Genomic DNA, 8,052 nt, shown 5'->3' with positions numbered 1-8,052 from the left:
CCGCCAACGCTTCGGGCAAAGACACCGTAGGCAACCTGGCCCATTGTAGCCACGAGACCCTCATTGGTCACCGTCACCGCGCCGCCGGTCCCACCGGTGCCCCCGGAGCCGCCGACCGCCACCGCGACCGAAACCGTAAGGCCGCCCTGGCTGCCGCCGGAATAGGACGCTGCCGTGCTGTCGCCACCCGTGCCGCCGCCGCCGCCGATCGATTGCGCCATCACCCCGATGGCGCCGTCACCGGCCGTGGTGATCAGCCCCGAATTGTCGAGTGAGACCTTGCCGCCGGTGTTGCCCGTCCCGCCCTGGCCGCCCGTCGCCACCGAGATCGAGATGGCGGGGACATACTTGCTCGGCGAGAGATCGACCGCCCGCGCAGCCGCGGCCCCTCCCGTTCCGCCCCCGCCACCGATGCTCTGAATGAGGATTCCGGTGGCATCCGCGCCGTAGGTCGTGACCTGGCCGCTGTTGTTGACGAACACGTTCCCCGCCGGGCCGCCGCTGCCGCCGCGGCCACCGACCGCGACCGCCACGGCCGGAAGGACGCCGGCGGTAAAGGTGAACGCCGCGCCCCCCTTCCCGCCGCCGCCGCCGATGCTTTGCGCCTGGATGCCGGCCGCATGATCGCCATAGCTGGTGATCAGCGACTTGTTGGCGACGCTGACCAGGCCGCCGACGCCGCCGCCGCCGGCGTCGCCGCCGATCGTCATCGAAAAGAAGCCGACGCCCGTCGAGGCCGCGCTGCCGCCGGCCCCACCGGACCCGCCGATGCTCTGGGCCAGGATGCCCGCGCCGCCGAGCGTGCTGGTGGAGGCGAACACGCCCCCGGCCAGGTCCATACTGACCACTCCGCCGTTGCCGCCGAGACCGCCATTGCCGCCGATGGCAATCTGGGTGCCGATCGAGATGTCGTTGGTGTCGCCGCCCACGCCGCCGCCGCCGCCGACACTTTGCGCCACCATCGCGATGGCGTTCTTGCCGGTGGCGATCACCGAGCCGTTGGGCGCCTTGACCACGGCTGCGCCGCCATTCCCGCCTGCTGCCCCGGCGCCGCCATCGGCGTTGAAACTCGCATTGCCGCCATTGCCGCCGGCACCGCCGACACTCTGCACCAGGGTGCCATGGGCGAAAGCCCCCGAGGTTCGTACGGCGCCCTGGCTCGCGGTGTTGCCCAGGATCAAGGTGGCACCGCCGCCGGCGCCGGCGAATCCGCCGCCGCCCGCCTGGCCGACAATTCCACCCGCATCGGAACCGGCCCCGCCGGCGCCGCCGTTGGACTGAACCAGGACGCCCTGGCCCTGGCCGCCGATCTCGGTGGAATAGGTGACCGAGCCGAGAACGGTGGCGCTGGCATTCCCGCCACCCCCGCCATTCCCGCCGCTGCCGCCGTCCTCCGAAATCCCGGTGCTATCGGTTCCGCCGTTGCCACCATCGCCGCCGATGGTCGAGACATAGAGGCCGGCGCCCGCCGAACGGGGCGGGGCCAGGGTGACGGTGACCGCGCCGCCGGTGAGCAACAGGCTGGCTGCCCCGCCATTGCCGCCCGCACCGCCATCGCCCCCCGTGCTGCCTTCTCCCGAACCTGCATTGCCCCCGGAGCCGCCGGCCCCGCCATCGGCGATGGCAAGCAAACCGAATCCCGAGGTGGTGACGGTGCCGCTCAACCAATTCAGCGTCACTGACCCCGCCTGACCGCCATTGCCGCCATCGCCGCCCAGCGTGGTGTCGAGCTTGTCTTCGGAGTCGGAATCGCCTCCGGTCCCGCCCGAACCGCCGCCGGACTGCGCCAGAACGCCGGCATAATCCGCCCGGATAGAACCGCTTGCCGTGAGCGCGACCGAGCCGCCGGCCCCCCCTGGCCCGCCAGCGCCCGCCTGCTTGTAAAAGGTCCCCGAATAGCCGGACTTTCCGCCGTTGCCGCCAGCGGCGCCGGCGGACGACACGTAGAGCCCGTAAGACGCCGGATCGTTCTGCGAATCCGGAACGAAGGTGCCGTTAAACCCGATGGTAATGTTGCCGCCCACCCCGCCGGCGCCGCCATCGCCGCCCTGAATGCCGTCCGACCAGGTCGAGCCGGCTTGACCGCCATCGCCACCACTTCCGCCCACGCTGGCGATGTACGCGCCGAAGGTCGAAATGCCGCCGACAGACTCGGCGCCACCGATGATGGTCAGGGCAGTGTTGGTGCCGCTGATCTGCCCACCCGCCTGTCCCGGACTGCCATCGACGCCGGATTCGTCGAAGCCTCCATCAGGCCCGACGCAGCCGGTGATACCCTGCGAGATCACCTGATAAGGGTTACTTGGGCCGAAGGTTTGGTTCGAGAAGCTCGCCGTGTGCCCAGGCGCCGGAGGCGGATTGCTGCTCGAGTTGCACTGTGCCTGCGCCGCGGTGGGGACCGCGATCTGGGCGAAGGCGATGCCGCCGAACGCCAGGCCGATGACGTCTCTTCGAGTGCTGCCCATTTGCTTCACCAGGTCCGCCGGAAGACCGCCCTGAGCTGATGGTTGTCGGTGCTGCCACCGACTTCGCCGTCGTAGCCGACCGACAGGGAGGTGTTGTCGGCGATCTCCGTTGCGGCGGAGAAGCCGATCACGGCGCTGTCGCGCGCCGCCGTGGCGCCGGACACCGTGAACCGCGGACCGAATGCCTCGTCGAAGGCCGCCGTGATCGGCCGGTCCGTATCGGCGAATTCGTGCATCCACCCCACCCGCACGCCGACATCCAGCGGCCAGCCGCCGCCGAGATCGAAGCCGGCGGCGAGGTCGGCGCCGAACGTCGTGCGCACCGAGGTGGTGGTCTGCGCCTCGACGTCGAGATTGAAGTCGCTCCGGCCCTTCTCGGTGAAGCCATCCTGATGGACCGAGGCGATCTGCAGGCGGCCGAAGGGGGTGACCGACGTGTCGGCCGGGAAGCCCAGCCCGATCCTGTAACCGGTCTCGATCTGGCCGAGGAACTGGTCGGCGCTGGTGTCGCCGCTGGCGCTGCCACTCTCCATCCCCGGAAGGGAGACTTTGCGCTGCATGTCGTTGGAGGCATTGGCGTAGCCCGCCAGCGCATCGGCATAGAAGGCGCCCTGGGTGAAGGAGCCGTAGAGAGCGACGCTCAGCGCATCGGTGTGGCCGTCGCCCCGGAAGCCGTCGACCGACTGCGAGCCGCCGACGTAGCCGCCGGCGATGCCGAGCAGGAGGCGCGGGTCGAGGCGATAGTCGACGCCGAAGGCGGTGCCGCCCAGCGTGTAGGAGAGGTCGGCGGCATTGCCGTCGCCGTCGACGCCGCCGGTGCTGCCGATGCCGCCCAGCCAGGCGGAGAAGCGCGACGATGTGACGGCATCGGCGTCGCAGGCGACCTCGCACGCCTCGGCCAGCGCCACGCTCGGAGGCGCGCCGAGGCCGGCGCCGCGGTTGGCCGCCATCTGGCGACCGACCGCATTCATGAACAGTCGGCTCGCCTGCACGTTCACCGTGCCGAAATCGGCATAGGGCTGGCCGCTCAGCGCCTGCAATGCCGCCGCGCCCTGTGACGGTTGCAGGTTGGCCATCGTCGTGACGAGGCCGCCGACATCGCCGCCGGCGGCGATGGCATCGAGCGCGCCGCCGACCGCCTGCTGGTTGTCGGTCCGGCCGGCCGAGCGGAAGGCGTCGGACGGCAGCGCCAGGGTGAGGTAGATGCTGTGCAGATCGGGATCGAGCGAAGCCTCCGGCTTCAGGAACCCGACGCCGCCGGCCAGCTCGCCGACCCAGACGTTGCCGCCGGCCTCGGTCGTGATGATCGTGTATTTCGTGCCGGGTGTGTAGGTGCCGGCGTGCGGGACGACCAGCAGCGTGCCGGTATGGATCCTCACCGCGTGGCCGGCGCCGACCACGCTGACGCGGTCGCTGTCGCCCTGGGGATCGACCTCGACCTCGTAGGTGCCGCCGTTGAAGGTGAAGTTGCCGTTGACCGTCAGATGGCCGATCGAGTTGCCCGGGCTGATCGTGCCGCCATTGTTGGTGATGTCGCCGGTGATGTTGCCGGTGCCGCTGAGCGTGCCGCCCTTGTTGAGCGTGACGTTGCTGGCCAGGTGACCGTTGACGGCAAAGCCGCCGGCATTGATGGTCGTGCCGCCGCCGACGCTGCTGGTGCCGGTGAGATTGAGCTTGCCGGTGCCGTTCTTGGTGAGCGTGCCGGAGCCGGTCATGTTGCCGGCGTAAGTGCCGTCGAAGGCTTGGTCGAAGATCACCGCGGCGTTGTTCGCGATGGCGCCCTGCAGGCTCTTGCTCGTGCCCTGCAAGGTCCCTGCCGAGACCGTGGTGCCGGTGCTGTAGCTGTTGTCGCCGCCCAGGATCAGCGTGCCGGTGCCGATCTTGGCCAGGCTGCCGATGCCGATGATGGTGCCGGCAAAGCTGCCGTCCGCGGCCTGGTCGAACGTGACCGATCGCGCGATCGTGTTCTGCGCATTGGCATCGAAGGCGATGTTGCCGAGCAGGGTCGAGGTGTTGCCCTGCAGCGTGCCGCCGTTCTGGAAGACGGTCCCGGTATAGCTGCTGGTGCCCGCCAGGACGAGCGTGCCGGCGCCGATCTTGGTGATGCTGCTTCCTTCGGCGACCTGGAGGGTCCCGCTCAGGGTGAGGGTCTGGCCGGCGTCGACCTGGAACGCGCCGCCCCCGTTCTGCAGCGTGATGGGCCGCGGGGTGGCGAAGGTCCCGGCTGCCCAGAGGTTACCCCCGTTGATCAGGGTGATGGGCGTCCCCGCCAGGCCGAGCTTGTCGTCGGAGGCGATCTGCAGCGTACCCTGCGCCACGAATGTGCCGCCGTTGTAGGTATTGGTCAGTCCCGAGAGCGTCAGCACGCCGAGGCCGCCCTTGATCAACTGGCCATTGCCGGTGATGTTGCCGGCCCAGGTGAGAGGATTGACCCCGAGGGTGATGGCGCCCCGATCGGCCAGGACGATGGGGCGGCCCATCGTGAGGCCCGCGACCGCATCCTTGGTCGGTCCAATCTGCCCGCCATTCTCCAGCGTGATGATCGTGCCGGCCGCGCCCAGATTGGCGTCGGAGGTGAACGACAGGGTGCCGCCGCCGACGACCGTGCCGCCGGAATAGGTGTTGACCCCGGACAGGATCAGCGTGCCAAGGCCGGTCTTGCCCAGCCTGCCGCCGCTGATCTGGCCGCTCCAGGTCACAGGGTTCGACACATTGTCTCCAACGGAGATCCCTCCGGTGTCGGTGATCGTGACGGGTCGGCTGAAGACCTGTCCTCCCTCCCCTGCACCAACCCCGATCGTGCCGTTGTTGAGACTGATGCCATTGCCCGCGGCGCCCAGGTTGGCATCGGAGCTGAACAACAGAGTGCCGCCGTTGCTGACCGTCGTGGTTCCCGAATAGGTGTTGGTTCCACTGAATGTGACGGCACCGGAGCCGCGCACGGTGAGGGCGCCGGTGCCCGACAGGTTGCCGGCATAGGTGCCGGCGCCGGCCTGGTCGAAGACCACGCTGGCGTTGTTCAGGATGTTGCCCTGCAGGCCGGCGGTGCTGCCCTGCAGGACACCGGCCTTGAGCGTGATTCCGCCGGAATAGGCGTTGGCCCCGGTCAGGATCGTTGTCCCCGCGCCGTCCTTCACCAGCGACCAGCTGCCGGCATTGGCGCCGGTGCCGCCGGCGCCGGTCTGATCGACAATGGCGTCGCTGATCACCTGGGACAGCCCGGCACCGGGAGTCAGGTTCAGCGTCCCGTTGCCGCCGAGAAAGAGTCCCGATCCGACGCCTGCGCCGGACTGGCCGCGGGTGTGGCCGGATCCGCCGCTGCCACCGGCGACCGTGTTTCCGGAAACGTTGATCGAGCTGGCCAGGCTCAGGGTTCCGCCTTGCTGGACGAAGATCGCACCGCCAAGTCCACCGCCGCCGCCGCCGCCACCGCCGAGGCCGGATGCGCCGGCGCCGCCCGTGCCGCCCCCGAAGCCACCGGGCATCGTGGTGGCACCGCTGCCGCCACCACCGCCGCCACCGAACCCGCCGGTGCCGCCGAAGACGCTGGCGCTGCCGCCCCCGCCGCCGCCAAATCCGCCGTTGGCTCCGCTTTGATTCTGGAAGCCGTCGCCGCCGCCGCCAGTGCCGCCGCCGCCGCTCGCGAAGAAGCCGGCGTCGCCGCCATCGGATCCGGCGATCCAGTACCCGCCACCGCCACCGCTGGTACTGCCGGTGCCGGTGCCGCTGTTGCCGCCATTGCCGCCGCGCGCCGAGCCGTTCTGCGCGCTGACATTGCTCACCGTCACCTGGGCGCCGGTGGCGACGAACAGCGCGCCACCAAGTCCGCCGCCGCCGCCGCCGGCGCCGCCCTCTTCGCCGTTTCCGCCTCTGCCGCCCTGGGCGACCGCATCCTTGATGGCGAGATCGTTGATCGCGACCGTGCCGGACTGCACGAACAGGCCGCGATACTTGTTGTCGCCCGACAGGGTGAAGAGTCCGCCGTTGACGGTCACGTTCTTGGTCACCGTCGGCAGGTTGCTGCCGAGGGTGATGTTGCCGATGAAGGTGATGGTGTCGCCATTCCCGGCGCTGCTGATGGCGCTCCTCAGCTGGCCGTCATTGGCGACGTTGAAGTTTGCGGCAAATGCGGGGCCGGCCGGCCACGAGACGCCCGCGGCGAGGCCCATGGCGAGCAGCGCGGCCGGCGCCAGGCGCTTGACGGGGGCCGAGAGACAAGTGCCGTCAAGGAGTGCCCGCATCGTTGCGCGGCCGTGACTCTGCAAACCGATAATCAATTCCGCCCCCACTCAGGTGCACTTTCCCAGGCCATATCTGCCGCAGTGCAGGCGGGAACAGCACCCTTCGCGTTTGGAACGCGCCGGAATTCTTTGTCTTTTCCAGGAATATGCCAATATGGCGTCGGAAATCGGCAAGCGTCCCGTCAGCAGGAAACTCGAGTGGCACGAGACATCGATCGGAAGTTTCGTCTCACCGCGGCCGTACTGGGTGTGGCCACGCACAAGGATCTCGCCGCCGCCTTTCGGCGCATCAATCCGGCGACGCCGTTCGATGTCGACCGCGCCTACAAATGGCTGCAGGGCCGTGCCCAGCCGCGCGAGCGGCAGATCTACGAGGACTGGTCCAAGGTGCTCGGCCTGGATCGGCCCGGCCAATGGATCGCGGACTGCGACGCCGAGGCGTTCCTCGACGAGGTCTGTGTCCGCCACGGCCGTGACCGCGAGGATCTGCTGCACCACCTCGAGGAGTCCGCCAGCCGCCGCAACAAATCGGGATCCGTCGAACTGGCCGGCACGTTCGTCTGCTACTCACACGCCTGGTCGCCCTATTTTCGCGGTCGGCTCATCCGGAGCGAGCTGACCGTCGGTGTCGAATCGAGTCCCGATCGGCTGCCGGTCTCCTACACCGAGGTGCTGCCCACCGGCGCTCTGGCGCTCAAGGGCGCCATGTTCGTCTCCAAGCGGGGTTTGCATATCCAGGTCGGCGACGTAGCGGGCGACACGCAAGTCATCACCTTCAGCCTGTTCCCGGCGGCTCCGCCCGCCAGCGTCCTGGGCGGATTGATGTTCGGCACGACCCTGATCAGCCCCGATGCCCAACCCTCGGTGACACGCATCGTCCTGGTGCGGCTGCCCGCGGCGAACCCGCGGCTGCGTTCGATCGATGCCTATCTTCCGCGGCAAGGTTCGGTGGCCGAAGACCTGGCTCAGTTCGGCCTGCACGTCGGCGACGCCAGGGCCGTCGACCTCCGTCTTGCCGAGTTCCTCAACGGAAGCAGCGACGGCTTCGACCAGATTCCCGTGTCGGCGTACCGCGCGCTGGCGGACCTTTTCGATCGCGATTGGCTTACCTTGGCGCGGCGCCCCGGATCGCTGCGCGTCATCGCCGGCGGCGCGTGATTGCGCCGCGCGATTTTCACGCTCAATCCTCGGTCAGGTCCTTTGCCATGTGATGCGCGGCCTGGCTGAAGCGCGCCGTAACGAGACAGACCCGCGGCGATCCGCAACCGGACAACTGCGGTATCGGAAGCGATGAGCACAACACCAAACGTCCACGTCAGCACTATTCTGACCAGCAAGGATTCGAT

3 protein-coding genes are annotated in these 8,052 nt (G+C 69.1%); 1 reads left to right on the top strand and 2 read right to left on the bottom strand.

Annotated elements, in window-relative coordinates:
- Together ACTOWL_RS13275 and ACTOWL_RS13270 are read right to left on the bottom strand one after the other, a co-directional pair.
- Window positions 1-2,465, bottom strand: a 2,465-nt coding sequence (locus ACTOWL_RS13275; protein ID WP_441321705.1) for a hypothetical protein, incomplete at its 3' end; no start/stop codon positions are given.
- A 5-nt stretch (window positions 2,466-2,470) separates the two neighbouring features.
- Window positions 2,471-6,706, bottom strand: coding sequence for an autotransporter domain-containing protein (locus tag ACTOWL_RS13270; protein WP_441321704.1), 4,236 nt, complete (start codon window positions 6,704-6,706; stop codon window positions 2,471-2,473).
- A 198-nt stretch (window positions 6,707-6,904) separates the two neighbouring features.
- Between ACTOWL_RS13270 and ACTOWL_RS13265 the strand changes: the two genes are divergently transcribed.
- Entirely contained in the window at window positions 6,905-7,864 is a 960-nt protein-coding gene (locus ACTOWL_RS13265; protein ID WP_441321703.1) for a hypothetical protein, read from the top strand.
- Window positions 7,865-8,052 lie beyond the last annotated feature (188 nt).

The organism is Inquilinus sp. CA228 (genome assembly GCF_052078665.1).
Taxonomy (GTDB): Bacteria; Pseudomonadota; Alphaproteobacteria; order DSM-16000; family Inquilinaceae; genus Inquilinus.
The sequence above is the reverse complement of the archived record's forward strand: the minus strand, read 5'-3'. Positions and strand labels throughout refer to the sequence as shown.